Genomic DNA, 26,781 nt, shown 5'->3' on the forward strand with positions numbered 1-26,781 from the left:
GTCTTGCCGTGGTCAACGTGGCCAATCGTGCCGATGTTGCAGTGCGGCTTGCCGCGTTCAAACTTTTCCTTTGCCATGATATTGGCTCCCTTTTTCTTGTCGTGCGGTGCGCAAAACCGCGCACCCTACGGGCTGGTGTAGGGTGCGCCTTTACGGCGCACCGCCGGTTACGCGTATTTGGCCTGGATCTCGTCCGAGATGTTCTGCGGCACGGGGTCGTAGTGCGAGAACTGCATCGTGAACTGCGCGCGGCCCGAGGACATCGAACGCAGGGTGTTGATGTAGCCGAACATGTTGGCCAGCGGAACGTTGGCGTTGATCGCCACGGCGTTGCCGCGCGGCTCCTGGCCGGACACCTGGCCCCGACGCGAGGTCAGGTCGCCGATGATACCGCCGGTGTATTCTTCCGGGGTGATCACTTCGACCTTCATCATCGGTTCCAGCAGCTTGGCGCCAGCTTTGCGCAGACCTTCGCGCATGGCCATCCGGGATGCGATTTCGAAGGCCAGAACCGAGGAGTCCACGTCGTGGAACTTGCCGTCGATCAGCGCGACCTTGAAGTCGATGACCGGGAAGCCTGCCAGAGGACCGGAGTCCATAACCGACTTGATGCCCTTTTCGACACCCGGGATGTATTCCTTCGGAACCGAACCACCGACGATGCGGGATTCGAAGGTGTAGCCTTCGCCCGGCTCTGTCGGAGAAATGATGAGCTTCACTTCCGCGAACTGACCCGACCCACCCGACTGTTTCTTGTGGGTGTAGGTGTGCTCGATCTCGTGACCGATGGTCTCGCGATAAGCCACCTGCGGCGCACCGATATTGGCCTCGACCTTGAACTCGCGCTTGAGACGGTCAACCAGGATGTCCAGGTGAAGTTCGCCCATGCCTTTCATGATGGTCTGACCGGACTCGATGTCGGTCTCCACGCGGAAGGACGGATCTTCGGCGGCCAGACGGGCCAGACCCTGGGACATCTTCTCCTGGTCGCCCTTGGTCTTGGGCTCGACCGCGATCTCGATCACCGGATCCGGGAAGGTCATGGTTTCCAGAACCACCGGCGCCTTGGCGTCGCAGAGCGTGTCACCGGTGGTGGTGTCCTTCAGACCCGCCAGCGCGATGATGTCGCCCGCGAAGGCCTCTTCGATTTCCTCGCGGTTGTTCGAGTGCATCATCATCATACGACCGATGCGCTCTTTCTTGCCCTTGGTCGAGTTCAGGATCGAATCCCCCTTGTTCATCACGCCGGAGTAGATCCGGGTGAAGGTCAGGGAGCCCACGAAGGGGTCGTTCATGATCTTGAACGCAAGGCCGGCGAAAGGCATCGTGTCGTCCGCGCGACGCGGGATGTTCCGCGTTTCGGTCTCGTCGTCCGGGGCAAAGCCCATGTAGTCGACCACGTCCAGCGGGCTGGGCAGGTAGTCCACCACGGCGTTCAGCAGCGGCTGCACACCCTTGTTCTTGAACGCGGAGCCACAGAGCACAGGGATGAACTTGATCGCCAGCGTACCGGCGCGGATCAGCTTGCGCAGAGTCGCGATATCGGGCTCTTCGCCTTCCAGGTAGGCTTCCATCGCGTCGTCATCCATCTCGACCGCGGTCTCGATCAGATGGGCACGCCATTCGTCGGCCTGATCCTTGAGCGAGTCGCGGATCGGTTGACGGGTCCAGGAGGCGCCCAGGTCTTCACCCTTCCAGGTCCACTCTTCCATAGTGACCAGGTCGATGATGCCTTCCAGCTCGCTCTCGGCGCCGATCGGAATCTGGATCGGGGCCGGGATCGCACCGGTGCGTTCCTTGATCATGTTGACGCAGTTGAAGAAGTCCGCGCCGATCTTGTCCATCTTGTTGACGAAGACGATGCGCGGAACCTTGTAGCGGTCGGCCTGGCGCCAGACCGTCTCGGTCTGCGGCTCGACACCGGCGTTGGCGTCCAGCACCGCGACGGCACCGTCGAGCACGGCCAGCGAGCGTTCGACTTCGATGGTGAAGTCGACGTGCCCGGGGGTGTCGATGATGTTCATCCGGTACTTGGTGTCGTAGGTGCCTTCGGCGGACGGGTCTTCCTGCCACTGCCAGAAGGTGGTCGTCGCAGCGGAAGTGATGGTGATCCCGCGTTCCTGCTCCTGCTCCATCCAGTCCATCGTCGCGGCGCCGTCATGCACCTCGCCGATGTTGTGCGACTTGCCGGTGTAGAACAGGATGCGTTCGGAACAGGTGGTCTTGCCGGCGTCGATATGCGCCATGATACCGAAGTTCCGGTAACGCTCGAGGGGATAATCGCGTGCCATAGGGCTTGTCCTCAGAAGAATTGTTTACCAGCGGTAATGGCTGAACGCTTTGTTGGCGTCGGCCATCTTGTGGGTGTCTTCGCGCTTCTTAACGGCGGCACCGCGTGACTGCACTGCGTCAATCAGTTCGCCGGCGAGGCGTTCTTCCATGGTGTTTTCATTGCGGGCGCGCGAGGCGTTGATCAGCCAACGGATAGCCAGGGCTTCGCGGCGCTCGGGGCGCACTTCGACCGGGACCTGGTAGGTGGCACCACCAACGCGGCGCGAGCGGACCTCGACCGACGGCTTGATGTTGTCCAGCGCCTCGTGGAAGATTTCCACCGGCGCGCGCTTGACCTTGGCTTCGACCCGGTCGAGCGCGTTGTAGACGATGCGTTCGGCGGCGGATTTCTTGCCGTCGTACATCAGGTTGTTCATGAACTTGGTCAGGACGCGATCGCCATACTTGGCGTCGGGCAGGACTTCGCGTTTCTCAGCGGCGTGACGACGAGACATCTGTGTATCCTCTTACTTGGGACGCTTGGCGCCGTACTTCGAACGACGCTGCTTCCGGTCCTTGACGCCCTGGGTATCCAGAACACCGCGCAGAATGTGGTAACGCACACCGGGAAGGTCTTTGACACGACCGCCACGGATCAGGACCACCGAGTGCTCCTGAAGGTTGTGGCTTTCACCGGGGATGTAGCTGATCACCTCGTAACCGTTGGTCAGACGCACCTTGGCCACCTTCCGCATAGCCGAGTTCGGCTTCTTCGGCGTGGTGGTGTAGACGCGGGTGCAGACACCGCGTTTCTGCGGGCACTGCTCAAGGTGCTGCGACTTCGAGCGCTTGACTTTGGGCTGCCGCGGCTTGCGGATCAGCTGTTGGATCGTGGGCATTCCGGTTATTTCCCCGTGCTTCTCACAAATGTGTTGCACGGGCCTTCCCGTGCGGAGGTTCAGGTTCTGGCGCCGCGCGCGATCACGCGGGCCGGTTCATGTGCCGTCGCCAAGACGTGATGGCAAACGACGAAAAAACCGCATCCGTTTCCGTACCGAGGAAACGACGCGGTGGGTGTTCAGAGGATCGGGGCGATAGTGGCCCGGATCATGACCGCCTGGTTATGTAAGGACGCAATCAGCCCGAAGTCTGACGCGGATTAGCGGGGCGTATAGGGGGAGTCGCGGACCTTGTCAACAGCCCTGCGGGCTTGCCGGGACGGGACGGCAATGCCATTCAAGGGCAACCGCTTCGCACATGGGACAACGGGATGCAAGTCATCGGATTCTGCCGGTTTTCCTACCCCGCCGAAGGGGGCTTTCAGGTGGCGCACTCCAGCCTCGAAGACCGGATGGCCTACCTGTATGCACCGGCGCGGATGGAAGAGCGGTTTCGCCATTTCGAGTGCCTTTGCCTGCCCGGTCTCAAGGCGCAGACCGACCCGGATTTCCTGTTCGCGATCCTCGTCGGCGATGCCATGCCGAACCAGTGGCTGGAACGCCTTGCCGCGCTGGTCGAGGGATTTCCGCAGGCTGTCATCGTCTCGCGCCCGCCTGGCCCGCATCGGAAAGTCTGCCAGGAGGTCATCAACGCCCTGCGCGCGCCCGGAGAGCCCTGCCTGCAGTTCCGGCATGACGATGATGACGCGGTGGCGGTGGATTTCGTCCAGGACATGCGCCAGGCCGCAGATGACGTGGCCCCCTTGCTGGATCGGCACCGGCTGGTCGGCTTCGACTGGAACCGGGGCTACATCGGGCGCCCCGACGCAAGCGGCATCTGCGCCGAGGTGCAGGTTACGCCTTACTGGGGCGTGGCACAGGCCGTCGCCGTCCGGCCCGGCGCCCGGCAGACCGTCATGAATTTTGCCCACAACAAGCTGAACCAGTTCATGCCCACGGTGACCTTTACCGACAAGGTGATGTACCTGCGCGGGCACAACGATCACAACGACTCGCGGCAGAAGAAACACGTCAAACCCGTCGCCCTGCCCCGGCTCGACGCCGAGGGGGAGGCCGAATTGAAGGCCCGGTTCGCGATCGATGCCGATCACGTCCGGCGGGTGTTCGCCTGATCCTTCATATGGGCAAGTGAGCGGCGGACGATCACCCGGTGCATCGGGCCGACCACCACCATGTAAAGGCGGCCAAAGGCATTGTGCGTCACGACCGACGAGGTGATCGAAACGTCGCGACCCGAACAGGCGATGCAGGTCATCACGTCCAGGTGCCTGTCGCGCCCTGTCAGGACCAGCACATCCGGTGTTGCCTTCTCAACCAGGAAGAAATCCAGCCTCTCACCTTCGGTCGCGGCCACCGGCTTGCGGCCGGAGAATCCCCGGATAGGGCGGACGCCAAAGGGCGCGCTCAACGCATCCCGGACGCGAAAGGCCCAGCCGAACCGTTGCGCCATCCAGCCGGACAAATGCCCATAGGTCTGGATCGGGCTCAGCGGCTCGGCAAGGGTCACGGACTGGATGTCCAGGAAATTCAGCTGGCTGCGCGGCGCGACGATCCGCAGCTGAGAAGTCTCGATCTGCATGGGCATCCTTGTGTCACGACCGCGTCCGATGCGCAAAGGCGCCCCAGCCGCCATGCCATCCAGTGACCAAGAAAAACGCCCCCGCGGATCGCGGGGGCGTCTTCGATGTCAGAGCCCTTGGGCGTTGGCGATCACTCGCGGCTTTCCGGAGTGTCGACGATCAGGGTGTCGAACTCGTCGCCCCCCACCACGTCGTCGCCCATCGTATCCGGGGCGGCCAGCGCGGCGGCCGCTTCGGCCTCCTCGCGGCGCGCCTCGATCACGACGTTGTCGCGGTCCTGGGCAACGCGGCGCACCTTCTGAGTGGCGCCACCGGTGCCCGCCGGGATCAGGCGGCCCACGATGACGTTCTCCTTCAAGCCGACCAGCTTGTCCTTCTTGCCCTGCACAGAGGCCTCTGTGAGCACGCGGGTGGTCTCCTGGAAGGAGGCCGCCGAGATGAACGAGCGGGTCTGCAGCGAAGCCTTGGTGATGCCCAGAAGGATCGGTTCGCCCTGTGCCGGACGGCCACCCTTCTTCTCGGACTTCTCGTTGGCTTCGTCGAACTCCACCTTGTCGACGTGTTCGCCCTTGAGCAGCGTCGTGTCACCGCTGTCCAGGATCTCCCACTTCTGCAGCATCTGGCGAACGATGACCTCGACGTGCTTGTCGTTGATCTTCACGCCCTGCAACCGGTAGACGTCCTGCACCTCGTCGATCATGTAGTTGGCCAGGGCCTCGATCCCCATGATCGACAGAATGTCGTGCGGGGCCGGGTTGCCGTCCATGATGTAATCACCCTTCTGGATGAAATCACCTTCGGCAACCGGGATGTGCTTGCCCTTGGGGATCATGTATTCCTTGGGCTCGAGGCTGTCGTCCGACGGTTCGATGCTGATCCGGCGCTTGTTCTTGTAGTCCTTGCCAAAGCGCACGTAGCCGTCGATTTCCGCGATGATGGCGTGATCCTTGGGGCGACGCGCCTCAAAGAGTTCGGCCACACGCGGCAGACCACCGGTGATGTCCTTCGTCTTGGCGCCTTCCCGCGGGATACGCGCCACGACGTCACCGGCCTTGACCTCCTGCCCGTCTTCACAGGACAGGATGGCGTCCACCGACATGGTGTACTTGATCGGGTTGCCCTGATCGTTGCGTACCGGCTCGCCGTCGGCATCCATCAGGATGATCTCGGGCTTGAGCTCGTTGCCCTTGGGCGCGGCCCGCCAGTCGATCACGATCTTCTGGGTCATGCCGGTGGCATCGTCGGTCTCGTCGCGCACCGCGATCCCTGTCACCAGGTCCACATGCTTGGCCACACCGTCCTTCTCGGCGATGATCGGCAGCGTGTAGGGGTCCCATTCGTACAGCTTGTCGCCGCGCTTGACCTCTTGACCTTCGGTCACGAACAGCTTGGAACCGTAGCCCATCTTGTGGGATGCGATTTCCTCGCCCTGGTCGTTCATGATCAGGACCTGCATGTTCCGGTTCATGACGATCTGCTCGCCCGCGGCATTGGTGATGATGCCGGGGTTCGCGAAGGCGATCTTGCCGTTCTGGCTGGCTTCGAGGAAGGACCGCGAGGAACCCTGGGCAACGCCGCCCATGTGGAAGGTCCGCATGGTCAGCTGCGTGCCCGGCTCACCGATCGATTGCGCCGCGATGATGCCCACGGCCTCGCCGGTGTTCACCATCGTACCGCGCGCCAGGTCACGACCATAGCAGGTCGCGCAGACGCCTTCCTCGGCCTCGCAGGTCAGGGGCGAGCGGATGCGCGCGGTCTGCAGGCCGGACTCCTCGACGGTATCCGCCATGCGTTCGTCGATCAGCTCACCCTCACGGACCATCATCTCGCCGGTCTCGGGGTGCACCAGATCCTCTGCCGCAGTACGGCCCAGGATGCGCTCGCCAAGCGTAGACACAACCTCACCATCGTTCACTGCCGCTTCGGCGGTGATCGCGCGGTCGGTGCCACAGTCCGTCATGCGGATGATGCAGTCCTGTGCAACGTCCACCAGACGGCGGGTCAGATAACCCGAGTTCGCCGTCTTCAGAGCGGTGTCCGACAGGCCCTTACGGGCACCGTGGGTGGAGTTGAAGTACTCCAGAACGGTCAGACCTTCCTTGAAGTTCGAGATGATCGGCGTTTCGATGATGTCGCCGTTCGGCTTCGCCATCAGGCCGCGCATCGCGCCCAGCTGTTTCATCTGCGTGACCGAGCCACGGGCCTTGGAGTGGGCCATCATGTAGACCGAGTTCGGTTCCATCTCGGCCCCGTTCTCGTCCTCACGCCGGGCGGAGATGGTGTTCATCATCGCCTCGGTGACCTTGTCGTTACACTTCGACCAGGCGTCCACAACCTTGTTGTACTTTTCGCCCTGGGTGATCAGGCCGTCCATGTACTGCTGTTCAAAGTCCTTCACCTGATCGCGCGTCTCGTCGACCAGTTCCCACTTGTTGTCGGGAATGACCATGTCGTCCTTGCCGAACGAGATGCCCGCCTTGAAGGCTTCGACAAAGCCCAGGCGCATGATCTGGTCACAGAAGATCACCGACTCTTTCTGACCGCAATAACGGTAGACGGTGTCGATGACGGTCTGCACGTCGCCCTTGCGGAGCAGACGGTTCACCAGCTCGAAAGGCGCCTTGGCATTCAGCGGCAGCAGACCACCCAGCCGCACGCGGCCCGGGGTGGTTTCGACGCGCGACCAGACTTCGTTGCCCTCTTCGTCGATCTGCGGCATCCGGCAGGTGATCTTGGCGTGCAGGTGCACCTCGCCCGAGTCCAGCGCGTGCTGAACCTCTTCCGGCGAGGAGAAGATCATGCCTTCACCCTTCATGCCGTCGCGGGCGATGGTCACATAGTAGAGACCAAGGATCATATCCTGCGAAGGAACAATGATCGGTGCGCCGTTGGCGGGCGACAGAACGTTGTTCGTCGACATCATCAGCACGCGCGCTTCAAGCTGGGCCTCGAGGCTCAGCGGGACGTGCACGGCCATCTGGTCACCGTCAAAGTCGGCGTTGAAAGCCGAGCAGACCAGCGGGTGCAGCTGGATCGCCTTGCCCTCGATCAGTGTGGGTTCGAAGGCCTGGATGCCCAGACGGTGCAGCGTGGGCGCGCGGTTCAGCAGAACCGGGTGCTCACGGATGACCTCGTCAAGGATGTCCCAGACTTCGGGGCGCTCTTTCTCGACCAGTTTCTTGGCCTGCTTCACCGTGCTGGAAAGGCCCTTGGCCTCCAGCCGCGAGTAGATGAAGGGCTTGAAGAGTTCGAGCGCCATCTTTTTCGGCAGACCGCACTGGTGCAGCTTCAGCTCCGGCCCGGTCACGATGACCGACCGGCCCGAAAAGTCGACGCGTTTCCCCAGAAGGTTCTGACGGAAGCGGCCCTGCTTGCCTTTCAGCATGTCGCTGAGCGACTTCAGCGGGCGCTTGTTGGCGCCGGTGATGACGCGGCCACGGCGACCGTTGTCGAACAGCGCATCCACGGATTCCTGCAGCATCCGCTTTTCGTTGCGGACGATGATGTCCGGCGCGCGCAACTCGATCAGCCGCTTGAGACGGTTGTTCCGGTTGATCACGCGGCGGTACAGGTCGTTGAGGTCGGAGGTCGCAAAGCGGCCACCGTCCAGCGGCACCAGCGGACGCAGTTCCGGCGGGATCACCGGCACGACGGTCAGGATCATCCACTCGGGGCGGTTGCCCGACTCGAGGAAGGATTCCACGACCTTGAGGCGCTTGATGATCTTCTTGGGCTTCAGCTCGCCGGTCGCTTCCTTGAGGTCGGCGCGCAGGTTTTCTGCCTCGGCCTCGAGGTCGATGGCGGCCAGCATCTCGCGGATCGCCTCGGCGCCGATGTTGGCGGTGAAGGCGTCCATGCCGTATTGATCCTGCGCGTCGAGGAATTCCTCTTCGTTCAGCATCTGGCCATAGGTCAGATCAGTCAGGCCGGGCTCGATCACGACGTAGTTTTCGAAGTACAGAACCCGCTCCAGGTCACGCAGCGTCATGTCCAGCATCAGGCCGATGCGCGAGGGCAGCGACTTGAGGAACCAGATATGGGCGCAGGGCGCGGCCAGCTCGATGTGGCCCATGCGCTCGCGGCGGACCTTTTGCAGCGTGACTTCGACGCCGCATTTCTCGCAGACGACGCCGCGGTACTTCATGCGCTTGTACTTGCCGCAGAGGCATTCGTAATCCTTGATCGGGCCAAAGATACGCGCGCAGAACAACCCGTCACGCTCGGGCTTGAACGTACGGTAGTTGATGGTTTCCGGCTTCTTGATCTCGCCGAAGGACCACGAGAGGATCCGCTCGGGCGAGGCCAGAGACACCTTGATCTCGTCAAAGGTTTTTACCGGCGCAACAGGGTTGAACGGGTTGTTGGTCAGTTCCTGGTTCATTTGGTGTCCTTTCCTGCCAGCCCCATCCGGTCATAGACTTGGCGGTAGCCGGAATAGTCGGCGTGAAGTCCAACGAATTGTTTCATCTCATCTGCCGCCAAGCGCTTGGCGTCGCGAACGTTTAGAACGCTGTCCAGTCCCGAGGCGCGGGACGGGTCCAGATCGAGAAACTCGAAAATCCTTTCTACGGGGAACGCCCCGGAGAACAGGCTGACATAGTCTATCAGCAGTCAGGGCATTGTGCCGCCCGACTTGGACGCGGACATGTCACGCAGAAGTTCGACGTAGTCGTTGAACTCCCGAACGGCGGCCTTGAAGTCGCGTTGCGTCTGCCAAGTGGCGTTGCCGCCCTTGGCCAGTTGCATTTCTGCACGCCGCACACGGCCCATGTAGCTTTCGGCCATGCCCTGCGGCTCGCGAAGGATGGCGATCACCGGCGCATTACCGAGGCGCTGCGCCAGCTTGAACATGTTCCGGGGACGCGGCACCTTGTCACCAACAACCTTGGCGCTGCCCAGTTTGGACAGTGCTTGTTGGGTCACATCCATGCCAAAGGCCACCGGACTGCCGTCCCCGTCCTGAAAATCGCGCAGGCGGTCGCTCAGGAAGTGATCTAGTCCGACCTCTTCCCGAGCCACGAGCCGGTTGTAGCGCTCGTTCATCATGGCGATATCGGGGTGACAGTTCAGCAGCTCGACCAGTGCCGTCGTTCCGCTGCGCGGAGCGCCGGTCACCAGCGCGACCCGCGTGCCATCCCGAGTGACCGGAGCGTCAGAGTTTCCCTGGGTTGAACGCCAGAGTTTCACTCGTCTTCCTCCGTATCCAGGAGTTCCATGTTGAGGCCCAGACCCCGGACCTCCTTGACGAGAACGTTGAACGATTCCGGCACGCCGGCCTCGAAGTTGTCCTCGCCCTTGACGATGCTCTCGTAGACCTTGGTCCGGCCGGCCACGTCGTCCGACTTCACCGTCAGCATTTCCTGCAGGGTGTAGGCGGCGCCGTAAGCTTCCAGAGCCCAGACCTCCATCTCACCGAAGCGCTGACCACCGAACTGTGCCTTACCACCCAGCGGCTGCTGCGTGACGAGCGAGTACGGCCCCGTCGAACGGGCGTGGATCTTGTCGTCGACCAGGTGGTGCAGTTTGAGCAGGTATTTCACACCCACCGTCACCTGGCGGCTGAACTGCTCGCCGGTGCGGCCGTCAAACAGATCGGACTGGCCGCTCTGATCAAACCCGGCACGCTTGAGCGCGTCGTTCACGTCCGCTTCCTTTGCACCGTCAAAGACCGGGGTCGCGATCGGAACGCCACGAATGACGTTGCTTGCCGCTTCCAGCAGATCTTCTTCTTCGAGCGGCTGCAGCCCTTCTTCATAGACCTCGTCGCCATAGGCGATCCGCAGCGCCTCGCGCACCGGGGTCATGTCACCCGACCGGCGGTACTCTTGCAGCGCCTCGTCCACCTCGATGCCCAGACCGCGCGCGGCCCAGCCCATGTGGGTTTCAAGGATCTGACCGACGTTCATCCGCGAAGGCACGCCCAGCGGGTTGAGGCAGAAGTCGACCGGCGTCCCGTCCGCGAGGAAGGGCATGTCCTCCTGCGGAACCACGCGCGACACGACACCCTTGTTGCCGTGACGGCCGGCCATCTTGTCGCCCGGCTGCAGCTTGCGCTTCACGGCGATGAAGACCTTGACCATCTTCATCACGCCCGGGGGCAGGTCGTCGCCACGGCGGACCTTTTCGACCTTGTCCTCGAAACGGGCATCCAGCGCGCGCTTCTGCACTTCGTATTGCTCGTGCAGCGCTTCGACGTGCTTGGCGTCTTCTTCCTCGCCCAGGGCGAGCTGCCACCACTGACCGCGGGTCAGGCTCGACAGCAATTCCTCGTTGATCTCGGAATTCGAGCGCACACCCTTGGGGCCTTTGACGGCGGTCTTGCCTTCGATCATCGAGCGCAGGCGCGCATAGATGTTGCGGTCGAGGATCGCCAGCTCGTCGTCCCGGTCACGGGCCAGCTGTTCGATCTCTTCCCGCTCGATCTGCAGGGCACGTTCGTCCTTTTCGACACCGTGGCGGTTGAACACCCGGACCTCGACGACCGTCCCGTAATCGCCCGGCTTGACCCGCAGCGAGGTGTCGCGCACATCCGAGGCCTTTTCACCGAAGATGGCGCGGAGCAGTTTCTCTTCCGGCGTCATCGGGCTTTCGCCCTTGGGGGTGATCTTGCCCACCAGGATGTCGCCCGGCTCCACGTCCGCCCCGATATAGACGATGCCCGCTTCGTCGAGGTTGCGCAGGGCTTCCTCGCCGACGTTCGGGATGTCGCGGGTGATCTCTTCCGGGCCAAGCTTGGTGTCGCGCGCCGCCACTTCGAATTCCTCGATGTGGACGGAGGTGAAGACGTCATCCTTGGCGATCCGCTCAGAGATCAGGATCGAGTCCTCGTAGTTGTAGCCGTTCCAGGGCATGAAGGCGACGATGACGTTCTTGCCAAGCGCCAGTTCCCCCATGTCGGTGGACGGGCCGTCTGCGATGACCTCGTTCTTGCCAACCTTCTGACCCACCTTCACCAGAGGTTTCTGGTTGATGCAGGTGTTCTGGTTCGAGCGCTGGAACTTGCGCATCCGGTAGATGTCGACGCCCGGGTCACCGGGCTCGAGATCCTCGGTGGCGCGCACAACGATCCGCATCGCGTCGACCTGGTCGATGATCCCGGCACGTTTGGCCAGAACCGCCGCGCCGGAATCCCGCGCCACGACTTCCTCGATGCCGGTGCCGACAAGCGGCGCCTCGGCGCGCAGGGTCGGAACCGCCTGACGCTGCATGTTCGAGCCCATCAGGGCGCGGTTGGCGTCGTCGTTTTCCAGGAACGGGATGAGCGAGGCCGCAACCGAGACCAGCTGTTTCGGCGAAACGTCGATCAGGTCGACGTTTTCCGAAGGCGACAGCGTGTAGTCGCCCGATTTCCGGGTCGACACCAGGTCGTTCTCGAACCGGCCGTCATCGTCCAGTTTCGCGTTGGCCTGCGCCACGGTGTGACGCATTTCCTCGGTCGCGGACATGTAGTGCACCTCGTCGGTGACCACACGATCCTTGACCACCCGATAGGGGGTCTCGATGAAACCGTACTTGTTCACCCGGGCGAAGGTCGCCAGCGAGTTGATCAGACCAATGTTCGGGCCTTCCGGCGTTTCAATCGGGCACATCCGGCCATAGTGCGTCGGGTGCACGTCGCGCACCTCAAAGCCTGCGCGCTCACGGGTCAGGCCGCCCGGTCCAAGCGCCGAGAGACGGCGCTTGTGCGTCACTTCGGACAGCGGGTTGGTCTGGTCCATGAACTGCGACAGCTGCGACGAACCGAAGAACTCGCGCACGGCGGCGGCGGCCGGTTTCGCGTTGATCAGGTCCTGCGGCATCACGGTGTCGATCTCGACACTTGACATGCGCTCTTTGATCGCGCGCTCCATCCGCAGCAGGCCGACACGGTACTGGTTTTCCATCAGCTCGCCGACAGAACGGACGCGGCGGTTGCCCAGGTGGTCGATGTCGTCGATGTCGCCCTTGCCGTCACGCAGGTCCACCAGCGCCTTGATGCAGGCGACGATGTCTTCGCGATCCAGCGTGCGCTGGGTGTCCGGCTTTTCAAGCGCCAGGCGCATGTTCATCTTCACGCGGCCCACGGCGGAGAGGTCATACCGCTCGGAGTCGAAGAACAGCGTGTCGAACAGCGACGAGGCCGCTTCGACGGTGGGCGGCTCGCCCGGACGCATCACGCGATAGATGTCCATCAGCGCGGTGTTGCGATCCATGTTCTTGTCCTGCGCCATCGTGTTGCGCATGTACGGACCGACGTTGACGTTATCGATGTCCAGGACCGGGATGTCGGTGATGCCGGCATCCAGCAGCTCTTTCAGCGTGCCGCCGGTCACTTCGCCGTCCTTGTCGACGGTCCAGGTCAGCTCATCCCCGGCCTCGACGTAGATCGCACCGGTTTCCTCGTTGATGATATCCTTGGACACGAACTTGCCGACGATATGTTCGAAGGGCACCAGCAGGTTCTTGACCTTGTCTTCGTCGATCAGCTTCTTGACCGCCCGCGGGGTCATCTTCTTGGTGGCTTCGCCGATCACCTCACCGCTGTCCGCGTCGACCAGGTCAAAGGTCGGACGGGTGCCGCGCACGCGCTGGGGAAAGAATTTGGTCGCCCAGCCCTCGCCACGGCGATACTCGAAGTTCACCGTATCGTAATAGGCATCCATGATGGATTCCTGGTCGAGACCCAGGGCATACAGCAGCGTCGTCACCGGCAGCTTGCGGCGGCGGTCGATGCGGGCGAACACGATGTCCTTGGCGTCGAACTCGAAGTCGAGCCAGGAGCCGCGATAGGGAATGATCCGGCAGGCAAACAGCAGCTTGCCCGAGGAATGCGTCTTGCCCTTGTCGTGGTCAAAGAACACACCGGGCGAGCGGTGCATCTGGGAAACGATGACCCGCTCGGTGCCGTTGACGATGAAGGTGCCGTTGGGCGTCATCAGGGGCATGTCGCCCATGAAGACATCCTGCTCCTTGATGTCCTTGACCGACTTTGCGCCGGTATCTTCGTCGATATCGAACACGATCAGACGCAGGGTGACCTTCAGCGGGGCGGCATAGGTCATGTCGCGCTGCATGCACTCTTCGACGTCGTATTTCGGCTTTTCCAGCTCGTAGTTGACGAATTCCAGGACGGCGGTTTCGTTGAAATCCTTGATCGGGAAAACCGACTGGAACACACCCTTGATGCCCTCGCCATCCATCGGCTGCGGCTCGTCGCCGCTTTGGAGGAAAAGCTTGTAGCTGGATTTCTGAACCTCGATGAGGTTCGGCATTTCAAGGACTTCACGAATTTTGCCGTAATAGCGACGAAGGCGTTTCTGACCGAGGAAACTTTGCGCCATGAGTGGAGCCACCCTTTCCGTGTTCTCTGCCCGCGCGGACCGGCTGTCGGGGGCCACAGCCGCCGGCGCGTCAGTGATGACAGTCAATCGGATCCATTCTCGGCGCGCGTCCCACCGCGTGCCACTCGATCCGTAGTGTCCTGCCTTGGGAAACCCCTCGGGCAGAGGGGCTTGCCAAGACCGGCGTTCATGTTCGGAGTTCAGCGCCAAACCCGGGGTCACGGCCTTGTCGGGCGTCGATCCGGCTGCATTTTCTGGATGGACAGGACGACGTGGGGACCATGCGCTGACATATCAATGGGGAGCTGCCGACACCTCGCAATCCAAAAAGCCGATAGCGGGCTCGAATCGCTCGACCCCGCCGGAGACTTCCGAATATTCGGTTAAGCACAAGAACGCAAGCCCACAGCAGGAGCTTTGCGATTTCCACACCTTGCGAGAATGGCAAAAGTTAACCCGATCGTCAAGCTGGGATGCGATTTGCGGTTGTTTTCGCCGCGCTCTGGCCCGCCCCGACCACAGTCGGCAGCCCCTTTGGCACCAAAGAAAAACGCCTCCGGCAGGACCGGAGGCGTTTCGAAATGGACAGGGAAGCAGAGGCTTCCCGCCAGATCACTTGAGCTCGACTTCTGCGCCTGCTTCTTCGAGCTTTTTCTTGATTTCCTCGGCTTCGTCCTTGGAAACGCCTTCTTTGACAGCCTTGCCGCCGGCCTCGACCAGCTCTTTGGCTTCTTTCAGGCCCAGGCCGGTGATGCCGCGGACTTCTTTGATCACGTTGATCTTCTTGTCGCCGGCCGACTTCAGGATGACGTCGAACTCGGTCTGCTCTTCTGCGGCTTCGCCACCGGCGTCGCCTGCGGGACCGGCCATCATGACGGCGCCACCGGCTGCCGGCTCGATGCCGTATTCGTCCTTGAGGATGGTTTTCAGTTCTTGTGCCTCGAGCAGGGTCAGGCCCACGATTTGCTCGGCGAGTGCTTTGAGATCAGCCATTTTGAGACTCTTTCCGTTTAGATGTGTTTTCCAACGTCAGGGAGAATTCCCTACGAGGGTCATTGCGGTTTGCCTTACGCCGCTTCCTGCTTTTCCTCGATGGTCGACAGGATGGAGGCGATGTTCGAAGCAGGTGCGCCAATGGCACCGGCGATGTTCGAAGCGGGTGCGCCGATGCAGCCAACGATCGACGAGATGAGCTCGTCGCGCGACGGCATTTTCGACACGGCTTCGACACCGGCCCGGTCCAGAACCGTTCCACCCATCGACCCGCCAAGGATTTCGAATTTCTTGTTGTCCTTGGCAAAGTCCTCGACGACCTTGGCCGCAGCCACGGGGTCCTCGGAGTAGGTGAGAACAGTCATGCCGCCCAGAAGCGGTGCGATACCTTCGCACTGCGTTCCATCGACGGCGATCCTGGCGAGCCTGTTCTTGGCGACACGGACCACGGCATCCCCGTTACGGGCACGACCGCGCAGGTCCGTCATTTCGGCAACCGTGAGACCTTCGTAGCGGGCAACCACCACGACGCCAGAGCTTTCGAAGACCTGGCCGAGTTCCTCGACCAATTTTTCTTTCTGGGCTCTATCCACAGTTTCACTCCAGTTGTTGGAGGGCGGACCCTCCGGCTCTTTCCGGCAAGGTTTCCCCTGCCATTGAAGTCCGAATGAGGGTCGACGCATCCTGTGGGGCACGCGCACGGGGCGCGGCCTGAAAAGATGTCTCTTCCCGTCTCAGGCAGGATTTATCGGCCTCGGCCAACCCACCGTCTCGGACGAAATGCAAACGGCTCACGACGAATCGCGCCCCGCTGTGCAGGCCTTCCTTTAACATCATCGCGCGCGGTGCCAAGGGGGCATCTAGGGGCGTGGCGGAATTTTTCCCTGGCTCCCGGCCCGGCGCGCGCGGAAGGCCCGGGAAAAGGCGACAGGATCGGCGATGTCGTATACCTCGCGGATCAGCGGAGAGATCAGTGCCCCATCGCGCACCGCATCGAAACTCTCGCCCTGCGCGATGAACCCCTCGGAATAAAGGAACTCATCCGCGTAGCCGGTCAGGTACCAGGCCTTGTCAAACGGCACCGCGTCCTGCGCGATCTTGTTGACCGTCCGCGCCAGAACGTTGGTGCAATTGGAAAACAACGTGTTGTACCAGCGCGGCTCCTGCTGGATCTCTGCGGTTTCCGCGATGACCGCGCGCAGAACGGCCTGCTGCTGCGCCAGCGGAATGTCCAACGGGTAGAGGAACAGCTCATCCCCGGCCATGAACTCGCTGTTGCCGTACATATCGCGTTCGGTCGTCCAGACAAAGATATACTCGAAGATCGGCAGGACAGCCGCCTTTGGCGCGCTGTAGGCCTCTCCCACCTCGCGCCGTGCCTCGATCGAGGCGACATAGGCGGATCCATCCTCAAAGGCGAAGACCAGCATGGTATGAGCGATGGCCTCGATGCTGCCGAAGGGTTCAACCAGGAAATAGGCTTGGCTCAGCGTTGCCGGGTCGATCTCTCGCGTGATCCAGTCCTGCCGCGTCACCGATCCGTCCTCGGCGTAGTCCCAGTCGCGGATGTTCTCGATGCGGAACCTGTTGTCCACCCGCTCCACTCCGGGCAGGCGGCTGTAATCCGCGCGCCAGTCGCGGTCGTGCGAGGGCGCCGTCAGGTGCCAGTTCGCAACAAGTCCGACACCTACGATCACAGGCAGCAAGAGCAGAAAGCGTTTCATCCACCTCCCCTACCCGATCGCGGCGACGTCAGGAAGACGAGGCACGCAAATAGCGGTCCGGTGCAGCAGACTCGGCCGGAGGCGGCGCGGCTCCCATGCGATCCGCGAGCACCACCATCAGGTCGCGCTTGGACACCGGCTTGCACAGGACGTCATCCATGCCGGCGTCACGATAACTCTGGACCTGGTGGCTCAGCACATTGGCGGTGACGGCGATGATGCCGGTGCGGGGGCCATCCGCAACCCGTTCCAGCGCCCGGATCTCTCGCGTGGCGGCGACACCGTCCATGACCGGCATCTGCACGTCCATCAAGACCATGTCGATGCCGCCCGCGCGCACCAGCTCTACCGCCTCTTCGCCGGTTTCGGCGAACCGGACCTCGGCCCCGGTGTTGCGCAGGAAACGGTCCAGGATCAGCCGGTTGGTTGCATTGTCATCTGCCACCAGGATGCAGCGCCCCGACAGGTTCGGCGGGCGGGCCGTTTCGATGCGGACCTTTCGCGCCTCCTCGGCGTTGGCCGCGCGCAGCGGCAGATCGCAAAAGAACGTGGCGCCGTGACCCGGACGGCTCACAACCATGAGATCGCCCCCCATCGCCTGGCAGAGCTGGCGCGAAATCGTCAGCCCCAGTCCGCTGCCGCCATGACGACGCGTGACGCTGGCATCCGCCTGCAGGAAGGGTTCGAATATCCGGGCCTGCGCCTCGCGCTCGATGCCCGGCCCGCTGTCCTGCACCGCGATGACAAGTCGGCTGCCGTCCAGGTCGGGCCGCACGCGCACCATGACCCCCCCTTCAGAGGTAAATTTCACTGCGTTTGCGATCAGGTTGTTCAGTACCTGGCGGATGCGGAACTCGTCGCCCATCAGGGTCGGCGGCAGGTTGTCCTGTATGTCCAGCGTCAGGTACAGATCCTTTTCCCGCGCCCGCGCCCCGTAGAGCGCGCAGGCCGCCTCGACGAGACCGCGCAGGGCAAAGGGACGCGCCTCGACGCTCAACTGTCCGGCCTCGATCCGGGACAGGTCCAGCACGTCGTTGATCGTGCCCAGCAGAACCGTGCCCGATTGCTCGATGATCTGCAGGCATTGCGCCTGATCCTCGGTCAACTGCGACTCGGACAGTTCGGAGGCCATGCCGAGAATGCCGTTCAGCGGTGTCCGGATCTCGTGGCTGACATTGGCCAGGAACCGCGTCTTGGCGGCGTTGGCCTCTGCCGCTTCGCGCCGCAGTTCGGCCTCCCTGCGCTGGCCGCGCCCGGCAAAGACAATTTCCGCCAGGAAATAGACCATCAACAGCAGCAACAGGGTCAGCGCCCCGAAATCCGTCAACCGGGTCGCGGTCAGGTCCTCGAATTCATTGACGACATGGCTTGCCGGGTTCCGGGCGCCGAAGTTGCCGGACCAGAGGCGTCGGCTGCGGATGGCCAGGTCGTCCAATTGCCCCACCAACCAGGACAGCTGAACATCCGTTGGCGGCTCCAGCGCAAAAAGAATGGCGTCCCCCTCGTCCAGGAACCTGTCGAATTCGGCAACAAGGTCGTGAAATCCGGTGGATTCGCCAAAGGGTTGATTCCGGACGATATCGACCCGGCTCCACAGCACGTCGAACCGCAGCCGGGCGGTTTCCAGGTCGACGGTGCCGTGGCCATAGTCCTTGAGGATACCGATCAGGCGCTGGCTTTCGAAGTTCAGCTCGCTGATGCTCCACAACATGGTGTTCAGGTTGCGGACGGTCAGTTCGCGCGAGACGCCGTGGGCGCGGTTGTAGTCCAGCAGCAGCGCGGCCAGACCCAGTGCGATGGAAATCGCGATCAAGGCCCGAAGGGTGCGCGCATTGGTGCGGATCTGCTCCATGCCGGCGATCAGGGCTCGACCGTCAGGCGATGCAATTGCCATATCATGCGCGAGCTGTGCAGTTCGTTCACATCCTCCCGCGTGGGGGCCGGGTAGACGATCCAGATCGGCCCCCTGTTGCGGATGCGCATCGGCATGCCGTCCCGCTCAATTGCCAGGATGATCCCAAATTCCGCCACGTCGGACACGGGGATTCTGATCATGTAATCATCAAGCGCCACGGCCCGCAGCGTACCCTGCCGGACACCCAGCTGATCCAGCAGCGAGGCAAGGCTGGGCCCGGCCAGGCGCTGCACCCCGGGGCTGAATTCGGTATATGTTTCGATCTCTTGCCAGTCGAGCGCCTCTAGCATGGCGCGGTCAAAGAGGGCCCGGTCGCGATCATTCGTCTCCGCGATCAGCCCGTCGACAATGAGGATCGGCGCCCCTTGCGGCGCGTCCAGCGCGCGGGCAGGACCTGCGAGGGGCATCGCGAACAGACAGAACAGGTAAAAGCAGAATCGGAACACCCAGACCTCCATCCGGTTGGTGCATGGCGTGTCTTCCGATCTAAGCGCCCCACCTTAACGCGGGGTTTGCAAGCAACAAAAAAGGCGGGCCACTGGCCCGCCTTTTCTCGTCAGATCCGCGGTTCGGCTCAGTTGCCGGTCGCGTTCATGATATCGACCGTGACGCCCGGGCCCATCGTCGAGCTCAGCGCGATCTTTTTCATGTAGGTGCCCTTTGCGCCGGTCGGCTTGGCTGCCGAGACCGCACCAACAAAGGCGCGGATGTTCTCGACCAGCTTGGCCTCGTCAAAGGAAACCTTGCCGACGCCTGCATGCACGACACCGGCCTTTTCGGCCTTGAACTGCACCTGGCCGCCCTTGGCGTCCTTGACCGCCTGGGCCACGTCCATCGTCACGGTGCCGACCTTGGGGTTCGGCATCAGGTTGCGCGGGCCCAGGATCTTGCCCAGACGACCGACGATCGGCATCATGTCCGGCGTCGCGATGCAACGGTCGAACTCGATGGTGCCGTTCTGGATGGTTTCCATCAGGTCCTCTGCGCCGACGATGTCCGCGCCTGCGGCCTGGGCTTCTTCAGCCTTGGGGCCACGGGCGAAAACCGCCACGCGGGTGGTCTTGCCGGTGCCGTTCGGCAGGCCGACAACGCCGCGGACCATCTGGTCTGCGTGACGCGGGTCGACACCTAGGTTCATGGCGATTTCGATGGTCTCGTCGAACTTGGTGTTCGAGTTCGACTTGATCAGCGTCACAGCCTCTTCGACGGTGATGTTTTCCTTGCCGGCGAAGGCCTCACGGGCCGCCTTTGCGCGTTTTCCAAGCTTTGCCATGACGATTACCCCTTCACCTCGATACCCATCGAGCTCGCGGAGCCGAGGATGATCTTCATTGCCGCTTCGATGTCATTGGCCGAGAGGTCTTTCATCTTGGCTTCGGCGATCTCACGCACCTGCGCCACGGTCACGGTGGCGATGGTTTCGCGGCCCGGTGTCACCGCGCCGCGCGGACGGTTCCGCTTGCCGACGGGCTTCAGGCCGGCGGCCTTTTTCAGGTAGTAAGACGCGGGCGGCGTCTTGACTTCCATGGTGAAGGACTTGTCCTGGTAATAGGTGATCTCGGTCGGGCAAGGCGCGCCCGGCTCCATGTCCTGCGTCTTGGCGTTGAACGCCTTGCAGAATTCCATGATGTTGATGCCGCGCTGACCCAGGGCGGGACCCACGGGCGGCGAGGGGTTGGCTTTGCCTGCAGGGATCTGCAGCTTCATCTTGCCGGCGAGCTTCTTGGCCACGGGCGTTCTCCTGTTCCATCTCCCCCGGACGCGTCTGGGGGCAGTTTGTGGCGTGGTCTGGTCCGGACATCGCGATGCCCTCGCCTCCCACGATAGGTATACCGCCCGAGTCGCCCCGGGTCGGCATGAGCGCGCCGGATACACCCGTGCGCCTATCATCGCAAGCGGAATCCCTATTCGGCGGCTGCAAGGGGCGCCGTTGCGGGCATGTCCTCCGCCGCCTCGGCAAAGATCCAGTCGCGGAACTCCCGGATCATCGGATCGTCCACGCGGGACACCGGCCATGCCAGCGAATAGATGACAACCGGCATGGTCACTGTATCGAACAGACGCACCAGCCGCCCGGCGGCAAGCGTCCCGCGGACCATCGCGTCATAGGCCAGCGAGACCCCCTGCCCCTGCTCCGCCGCGGTTGTCGAGAATTCGCAATTCGGAAAGACCGGGCCCCGCGGCATTGCGGGCGGGTTCACCCCGGCGGCCTGGAACCACTCGGCCCAGGCGTCCAGAACTTCGTCGTGCATCAGGGTGAGGTCCAACAGATCCTCGGGTGCGCGGAGATTGCTCCGGGCCAGCAGGTCCGGGCTGATGACCGGGTAGCGGCTCGATTCCATGATTGGGTCGGTCCGGACACCCGGCACGCGGTCATCGGCCCACTGGATCACCACATCCGCATCGTTGCTTGCGAAATCGGTAGAGGGCGCCCCGTCTGAAACGCGCAGGCGGACGCGATCGCCAAAGGGCAGGCGGTTCAGGCGCGGCACCAGCCAACGCGCGGCAAACCCCGGCGTGCACAGCACGCGGAATGGCTGCTGCCCCGCCTCGTGGATCGAGCGCGTCGAGTCCTCGACCCCGTCGAGAAAGACAGTGAGGCTTTTGGCATAGCCCTGCCCGGTCAGCGTCAGGGACAATTCGTTGCCGCGCCGTTCGAACAGCCTGGTGTCCAGGTGCCCCTCCAGCGAACGGATCTGGTGGCTGACCGCCGAAGGCGACAGGCACAGCTCTTCGGCCGCCTTCTTGAAGCTCATGTTCCGGGCCGCTGCCTCGAATGCGCGGACAGCGGCGAACGGAGGCAGTTTTCGTCCCATTGCGCGTGAATCCTTTTCAATCGCGGTTGAAATTTCACCTTTTGCCTCGTGACCGGCGTCAGCCTAGCATTTTTCCTGCGACATCCCAAACCCCAGCGGAGGCAACCATGTCCTTCACCACGCGCCCCGGCGCACGCATCGCGTGCGCCCTCACCCTCCTTTTGTCCGCGATCACCCCGGTTGGCACCCAAGCAGACGGGCGACCGGACCCGCTGGCCTGGCGAGACGCGGCCACGACCACCGATCTGGTGGCGCATCTCGACACCTGGATAGACACCCGGACGGCCCTGCCCCGCCGCACGGAACGCCCCCAGATCCGCCTGATCGGCGAGACGCAGGCCAGGAACCTTTCCGCCCGGCACGCATCTCGGCACGGCGGTCGGGCGCGCGGCTTTTACGATCCCGATCAACAGACCGTCTACCTCGTCCGCCCGTGGGACCCCCGCGATCCCTTCGACGTGAGCGTTCTACTGCATGAACTCATCCACCACCGGCAGGCAGAGGCCGGGCATTGGTACTGTCCCGCGGCGCAGGAACTGCCCGCCTACCGCCTGCAGGACGCCTGGCTGGGGGACCTCGGGCTGAAGGCCGACGTCAACTGGATCGCGGTGGTGCTGGACTCCGGCTGCCCCCGCCGAGACATACATCCGGACTGACTCCGGCCAGCCGCGCCAGCCGCGCCAGTTCCGCCTCCAGCCGGGCCATCCGCCCCTTGCCTCCGCTGACCCCCGGTTCCCACCAGAGATTCAGGACACCCATGCGCCCCTGGGAGCGCTCTGCCTTGACCTCGATCCGTCCGACCAGCCGGTCGCCTTCCAGCATGGGATAAACGTAATAGCCCCACTGACGTTGCGCGGCGGGCACGAACATCTCGACTGTATAGTCGAACCCGAACAGCCGCCGGACCCGCGCCCGATCCCGGATCGCCGGATCGAAAGGGTTGAGGATCCGCAGGCGCGAGGTGGGCGCCGGCGCCGAGGCAAGCCGCTCTTCGATGTCGGGCACGGCCACACCTTTGGTGCAACGCCCGTCCGCGCCCTCGATCTGCACCGGCACATAGGCGCCCTTGTCCCGTTCGGCCCAGGCGGAAACCTCGGCCACCTCCGCCGCCTCCCAGAACTTGCGCACCTCGCCCAGAGTGCCAAAGCCCAGCCGCGCCAGCGCCTCGCGGCACAGGCCATCCACCTGCGCCTCGTCCGGCAGAACAGTGTTCCGCAGATCCTCGGGAAAGACCCGTTCGGCCAGGTCATAATACTTGATGACGCCCTCGCGGTGGCAGGTCGCCAGTTCGCCCGCGTACCACAGATAATCCAGCGCCTTCTTGTGCGGTGGGCGTTTCCACATGGCGCGCTCCCCTTCGATCTGGGTGTCGAAGTCGCGCGTGCACAGCGCCCCTTCCTCGCGGATGCGCCCCAGGATCTCGTCCATCAGCGCGTCGTCGCCACGCCCCACATACCAGGCCCAGCTTTCGGCCTTTCGCCGCATCCGGTCGAACTGCCGCCGCCACAGCGGCAGCATTTCCATCGGCAGGACCGAGGCATCATGCGTGAAATGTTCGAACACATGCCGCCCGCGCAATAGCCGGTCCAGTTCCGGTTCGCGATAGCTCTGGTTGCGGCTCCAGAGGATGTGGTGATGCGCCCGGCTGACCACCTGGATCGTGTCCAGCTGAACAAATCCCAGGTCTCGGATGACATCCAGTGTCGGCGGGCCACCCACCGGCGGCTCGGCCAAGCCGTGAGAGGCCAGCCACAGCCTGCGGGCATCGGCGTTATGAATGCGAAGCGGCGTCACACAGTCCCATCCGGTCCGGGATCGCGCGCCGGGCCAAAGGACACGACGGCAAGGGCATGACGAGACATCACAAGACGCGATCGTTTCAGGAAACAGCCATGCTGCAAGGCATCATCCATACGCCACTGATCCTTTCCAACCATTCGGTCGGCGAAGAGACCCGGACGGCCGAAAAAGCATAAGAAACAGACTCGCTTTGATAAGCTTGTCGGGTCGTTCCAATGGCGGGCCACCGGTGCTGCACGTCGATTGTACGACCGTCGCGATCGAAGAACTCAAAATCAATGGGCACTGAATTGGACGGCTGGCCCCACTTGATCGACACCTGGATGCCCACCGCGCAGGCAGCCTTGTCAAAGTGCAATACGATCGCCCGCCTTCCATCCGTCTCTTTTACAATGGACAGCGGGTTCCCCTCGGCGACATCGCTTCCGCCTACAGCACGGATCACCCCGTCCCGCGAACGCACATCAAGGCTGTGCTCGGGCCTGAGCGACCCGATGAGGGTATGCGTCGTTTCCAGGCGCCCTTGCTGGTAATTCGTTTCGCGCACACCGTCCGCCAGCGCGACGCTCCCCCAGGAAACGCCGAAAGAGAGCAACATGGACGTCCCGGCTCGCAGAAAGCGCGTCGGAAATGCAGACAATGGCGACGAGAACCCCATCCCGCGCTATGTCTCTTTCGTAACCTGCGTGAATTCCAGTTCCACCGGCGTCTCGCGGCCAAAGATCGACACCGCGACGCGCAGACGCTGGTTGTCTTCGTCCACGCTCTCGATCATGCCATCGAAGCCCTCGAAAGGCCCGTCGGTGACCTTGACCTTCTCGCCGCTCTCGAAATGGATGAGCGTGCGCGGCGCATCCTCGTTCTCCTGAACGCGGCCAAGGATCGCCTCGACCTCGGCATCGCGCATCGGCATCGGACGGCCCTGCGGCCCCAGAAAGCCGGTGACGCGGTTGATCGAGTTCACCAGGTGATAGCCCTGGTCCGACATCTCCATGTGCACCAGGACATACCCGGGCATGAAGCGGCGTTCGGTCGTCACCTTCTTGCCGCGACGAACCTCGATCACCTCTTCGGTGGGAACCAGAACCTCGTCGATCTGGTCCTCGAGTCCCTGCTCTTCGACCGCTGTCCGGATCTGTTCGGCGATCTTCTTCTCGAAGTTCGAGAGGACGCTGACCGAGTACCACCGCTTTGCCATGAGTTACCTTCGATTGTTGAAGCCCCGCACGGGCGTGCCCAAAACAAAAAGGGGCGCGCAACTCCCGTGCGCGCCATCCTTATCGCGGGTCATTATCGGCCTTTGCCGTGTATTGCAAGCGCTTCCCGCCCGCTGCGCGGCCCGGCTCAGCCGCCACCGACCACCGACAGCAGGGTTTGCAGGCCAAAGCGGATGCCCATGTCGACCAGCGCAAAGAAAATCGCGGTCAGCGTGGCCATGATGAACACCATGACGGTGGTCAGGAAAACCTCGCGCCGGGTCGGCCAGACGATCTTGGCCACTTCGGCCCGGACCTGCTGGATGAACTGAAGCGGATTGGTGGTTGCCATGCTGTCTCTTCCCGTACGTGCGGTGGTTTGCGAGGAAATACGCGGAGAGCGCCATGAATACAAGGCCCGCGGGCCGATTGCCGCCACCGCCGTATGGGTCACACCGGGGTGAGAGTTGATGGGAATGTCGTGATGGAACCCGCATGTCCGTCCCGCGTTGCGCGCTCGCGATGCACCTTCTCCGACAACTCCCTGTCAAAAAACACCTTTTCCGGATGGAACACGACGCGCCCCGACCCGTTGACTGGCCAGAACCGCCGGGGCGGCAAGCCTTGGCAGACCGTGGATCACGAGTAAGGAGACACACACAATGACACGCTTTATCACCGCAACCGCTCTCGCCACCGTTCTCGCAACCGGCGCATTCGCGCAACCGCAGGTCGACACGCAGACCATCGAAAAGTTCTTTCCGAACGTGAACGTGGAAACGCTGACCGAGCGTCAGGTGACGCAGCTGACCTCCATCGCCACCAGCGGCGAGTCGGTGTCCGAGAAACGTGCACAGATGCGCGCCCTGCTGACCGACGCGAATTTCGAGCCGGTGGACCCGGTCGACCTGGACATCAACACGGACCTGACGGAATTCGAGCGCAATCAGATCAATCTGTACGCGCCCGAACTGGTTGTCTCTTCCCTGACCGAACTCGAGATCCAGCGCCTGCAGTCCGCGATCAACAGTGGCGACACCTCCCAGATCGACTCGGTCGTGCAGCAGATCAAGGCCAACTGATCCCGGAGACCAGTACCTGAAAGAGAGGGGCTGCCGAAAGGCGGCCCCTTTTTTGCGTGCGGGGCCTGGCCTTCTCTCACACGCCGCCATGCGGCGTGGCGTTCGCACGCAACGAAACATTCAGTCGATCATGTCCGGAAATTTGGCAGGGGCAGCAGGGTTCGAACCCGCGACCTACGGTTTTGGAGACCGTCGCTCTACCAGCTGAGCTATACCCCTTCAGGCCGTGCCGTGGGGTACGCCAACCCGACAGCGAAATCAAGAGGCCTCGACCCGGGTTTTTCATCCGATTTCCGGGAATGCTGCGTGCCCCTGGCATCTCGCGAGATCACGCAGGGCGGAGAATCCTGAAACAATTCCCAGGCAGGTGCCCGAAACGCGGTGTTCAACATCATGTGACCCTTGTTTCGCGGCCACTTCATCCCGCCTGCCTCACGGCCGCCGAGGGGCGCACGAGAGGCCTGAAATCCTGCATTTCCTGACCCGCACCAATGCCCTGCATCTATGCACAATCCCCTGTCTATCAGACTGTTTTTCAAGAACAAATCGACGTTATGTAACGCGATCATCCTGTGAGTTTAAATCCACAGACCACGCCCCAATTTGCTTGGTGTCGGACAGACAGACCGGCATCCACACAAGGCGGGCCACCCGCCACATCATCACCAGAAAGGACACTGACATGAAAACCCTGATCGCATCCGCCCTCGTCGCAACCGCAGCCCTGACCGGCACCGCGCAGGCCATGACCGCCCCGAAGATCGACAGCGACGCAAAGTACATCCTGCCCGGCGCCGATTTCTCGGGCCTCACCGCTGCCGAAGTGCTGGCCATCAACAACGCCCTCAATAGCGGCGGCAGCAACGGCGAAAAGCAGGCCTTTATCCGCGCCCTGCTGAACTGATCGCCCGCTGGGCCAAACGCCAAAAACACCGTTCTCAAGACAAAGGACACTGACATGAAAACCCTGATCGCATCCGCCCTCATCGCAACCGCAGCCCTGACCGGCACCGCGCAGGCCATGACCGCTCCGAAGATCGACAGCGACGCAAAGTACATCCTGCCCGGCGCCGATTTCTCGGGCCTCACCGCTGCCGAAGTGCTGGCCATCAACAACGCCCTCAA

23 protein-coding genes, 1 tRNA gene and 1 pseudogene are annotated in these 26,781 nt (G+C 62.7%); 4 read left to right on the forward strand and 21 right to left on the reverse strand.

From position 1 onward, the window contains the following. From KZZ07_RS24950 to rpsL, 4 genes and pseudogenes are all read right to left on the reverse strand, one after another. A pseudogene (locus KZZ07_RS24950) lies at positions 1-77 on the reverse strand (GTP-binding protein); the annotation flags it as partial. Between the two features lie 90 nt (positions 78-167). Further along, a complete protein-coding gene (gene fusA, locus KZZ07_RS24955) occupies positions 168-2,291 on the reverse strand; it encodes an elongation factor G (protein ID WP_219519074.1) in 2,124 nt (707 codons plus the stop codon). Between the two features lie 24 nt (positions 2,292-2,315). Continuing rightward, positions 2,316-2,786: a 30S ribosomal protein S7 gene (gene rpsG, locus KZZ07_RS24960; protein WP_043137418.1), complete on the reverse strand. Its 471-nt coding sequence runs from the start codon at positions 2,784-2,786 to the stop codon at positions 2,316-2,318. A gap of 12 nt (positions 2,787-2,798) precedes the next feature. Then, positions 2,799-3,170 (reverse strand): 30S ribosomal protein S12, encoded by a 372-nt coding sequence (gene rpsL, locus KZZ07_RS24965; RefSeq protein WP_005862801.1) that lies wholly within the window; start codon positions 3,168-3,170, stop codon positions 2,799-2,801. A 371-nt stretch (positions 3,171-3,541) separates the two neighbouring features. Here rpsL and KZZ07_RS24970 point away from each other — a divergent pair, with 371 nt between their 5' ends. Continuing rightward, on the forward strand, positions 3,542-4,342 hold the full coding sequence (locus KZZ07_RS24970) for a glycosyltransferase (RefSeq protein WP_219519077.1): 801 nt from the start codon (positions 3,542-3,544) through the stop codon (positions 4,340-4,342). Here the strand turns inward: KZZ07_RS24970 and KZZ07_RS24975 are convergent. The 12 genes from KZZ07_RS24975 to KZZ07_RS25030 form a co-directional block, all read right to left on the reverse strand. After that, positions 4,318-4,809: a DUF2867 domain-containing protein gene (locus KZZ07_RS24975; RefSeq protein ID WP_219519080.1), complete on the reverse strand. Its 492-nt coding sequence runs from the start codon at positions 4,807-4,809 to the stop codon at positions 4,318-4,320. The two genes, KZZ07_RS24970 and KZZ07_RS24975, sit on opposite strands and share 25 nt — an antisense overlap. A gap of 131 nt (positions 4,810-4,940) precedes the next feature. Then, entirely contained in the window at positions 4,941-9,191 is a 4,251-nt protein-coding gene (rpoC, locus tag KZZ07_RS24980) for a DNA-directed RNA polymerase subunit beta' (RefSeq protein ID WP_219519083.1), read from the reverse strand. A gap of 230 nt (positions 9,192-9,421) precedes the next feature. Then, positions 9,422-9,997, reverse strand: a complete 576-nt coding sequence (locus KZZ07_RS24985; protein WP_219519087.1) for a sulfotransferase — start codon at positions 9,995-9,997, stop codon at positions 9,422-9,424. After that, entirely contained in the window at positions 9,994-14,130 is a 4,137-nt protein-coding gene (gene rpoB, locus KZZ07_RS24990) for a DNA-directed RNA polymerase subunit beta (protein WP_219519140.1), read from the reverse strand. The genes KZZ07_RS24985 and rpoB overlap by 4 nt, the downstream gene beginning before the upstream one ends. Positions 14,131-14,742: 612 nt before the next feature. Continuing rightward, positions 14,743-15,123: a 50S ribosomal protein L7/L12 gene (gene rplL, locus KZZ07_RS24995; RefSeq protein WP_219519090.1), complete on the reverse strand. Its 381-nt coding sequence runs from the start codon at positions 15,121-15,123 to the stop codon at positions 14,743-14,745. A gap of 74 nt (positions 15,124-15,197) precedes the next feature. After that, positions 15,198-15,716 (reverse strand): 50S ribosomal protein L10, encoded by a 519-nt coding sequence (rplJ, locus tag KZZ07_RS25000; RefSeq protein WP_219519093.1) that lies wholly within the window; start codon positions 15,714-15,716, stop codon positions 15,198-15,200. 267 nt (positions 15,717-15,983) lie between these two features. Next, the gene (locus tag KZZ07_RS25005; RefSeq protein ID WP_219519096.1) at positions 15,984-16,847 is read right to left on the reverse strand and encodes a lipoprotein N-acyltransferase Lnb domain-containing protein; all 864 of its coding nucleotides are present in this window, start codon (positions 16,845-16,847) and stop codon (positions 15,984-15,986) included. Positions 16,848-16,875: 28 nt separating this feature from the next. Beyond that, positions 16,876-18,699: an ATP-binding protein gene (locus KZZ07_RS25010; RefSeq protein ID WP_219519100.1), complete on the reverse strand. Its 1,824-nt coding sequence runs from the start codon at positions 18,697-18,699 to the stop codon at positions 16,876-16,878. Positions 18,700-18,707: 8 nt separating this feature from the next. Then, positions 18,708-19,208 carry a putative pterin-binding protein gene (locus KZZ07_RS25015; RefSeq protein WP_219519102.1) on the reverse strand — a complete coding sequence of 167 codons (501 nt, stop codon included), beginning with the start codon at positions 19,206-19,208 and terminating at the stop codon, positions 18,708-18,710. Between the two features lie 128 nt (positions 19,209-19,336). Then, a complete protein-coding gene (gene rplA / locus KZZ07_RS25020) occupies positions 19,337-20,035 on the reverse strand; it encodes a 50S ribosomal protein L1 (RefSeq protein WP_219519105.1) in 699 nt (232 codons plus the stop codon). Between the two features lie 5 nt (positions 20,036-20,040). Beyond that, complete coding sequence (rplK, locus tag KZZ07_RS25025; RefSeq protein ID WP_219519108.1) at positions 20,041-20,493, reverse strand: 50S ribosomal protein L11; 453 nt, start codon at positions 20,491-20,493, stop codon at positions 20,041-20,043. A 173-nt stretch (positions 20,494-20,666) separates the two neighbouring features. Continuing rightward, on the reverse strand, positions 20,667-21,578 hold the full coding sequence (locus KZZ07_RS25030) for a LysR substrate-binding domain-containing protein (RefSeq protein ID WP_219519112.1): 912 nt from the start codon (positions 21,576-21,578) through the stop codon (positions 20,667-20,669). A gap of 107 nt (positions 21,579-21,685) precedes the next feature. Here KZZ07_RS25030 and KZZ07_RS25035 point away from each other — a divergent pair, with 107 nt between their 5' ends. Then, positions 21,686-22,234 carry a DUF6647 family protein gene (locus KZZ07_RS25035; protein WP_219519115.1) on the forward strand — a complete coding sequence of 183 codons (549 nt, stop codon included), beginning with the start codon at positions 21,686-21,688 and terminating at the stop codon, positions 22,232-22,234. Here KZZ07_RS25035 and KZZ07_RS25040 read toward each other — a convergent pair. From KZZ07_RS25040 to secE, 4 genes are all read right to left on the reverse strand, one after another. Further along, positions 22,173-23,372 (reverse strand): winged helix-turn-helix domain-containing protein, encoded by a 1,200-nt coding sequence (locus tag KZZ07_RS25040; RefSeq protein WP_219519118.1) that lies wholly within the window; start codon positions 23,370-23,372, stop codon positions 22,173-22,175. The genes KZZ07_RS25035 and KZZ07_RS25040 overlap by 62 nt on opposite strands. A gap of 85 nt (positions 23,373-23,457) precedes the next feature. Then, a complete protein-coding gene (locus tag KZZ07_RS25045; RefSeq protein ID WP_219519121.1) occupies positions 23,458-23,976 on the reverse strand; it encodes a hypothetical protein in 519 nt (172 codons plus the stop codon). Between the two features lie 66 nt (positions 23,977-24,042). Beyond that, positions 24,043-24,576: a transcription termination/antitermination protein NusG gene (gene nusG, locus KZZ07_RS25050; protein WP_219519128.1), complete on the reverse strand. Its 534-nt coding sequence runs from the start codon at positions 24,574-24,576 to the stop codon at positions 24,043-24,045. 146 nt (positions 24,577-24,722) lie between these two features. Continuing rightward, positions 24,723-24,926: a preprotein translocase subunit SecE gene (secE, locus tag KZZ07_RS25055; protein WP_043137462.1), complete on the reverse strand. Its 204-nt coding sequence runs from the start codon at positions 24,924-24,926 to the stop codon at positions 24,723-24,725. Positions 24,927-25,236: 310 nt separating this feature from the next. Here secE and KZZ07_RS25060 point away from each other — a divergent pair, with 310 nt between their 5' ends. After that, positions 25,237-25,656: a hypothetical protein gene (locus tag KZZ07_RS25060; protein WP_219519134.1), complete on the forward strand. Its 420-nt coding sequence runs from the start codon at positions 25,237-25,239 to the stop codon at positions 25,654-25,656. 143 nt (positions 25,657-25,799) lie between these two features. Here KZZ07_RS25060 and KZZ07_RS25065 read toward each other — a convergent pair. Beyond that, positions 25,800-25,875: transfer RNA gene (locus KZZ07_RS25065), tRNA-Trp, on the reverse strand. A 463-nt stretch (positions 25,876-26,338) separates the two neighbouring features. Here KZZ07_RS25065 and KZZ07_RS25070 point away from each other — a divergent pair. Next, complete coding sequence (locus KZZ07_RS25070; RefSeq protein ID WP_219519137.1) at positions 26,339-26,560, forward strand: hypothetical protein; 222 nt, start codon at positions 26,339-26,341, stop codon at positions 26,558-26,560. Positions 26,561-26,781: the final 221 nt, after the last annotated feature.

Source organism: Mameliella sp. CS4 (genome assembly GCF_019392335.1).
GTDB lineage: Bacteria > Pseudomonadota > Alphaproteobacteria > Rhodobacterales > Rhodobacteraceae > Antarctobacter.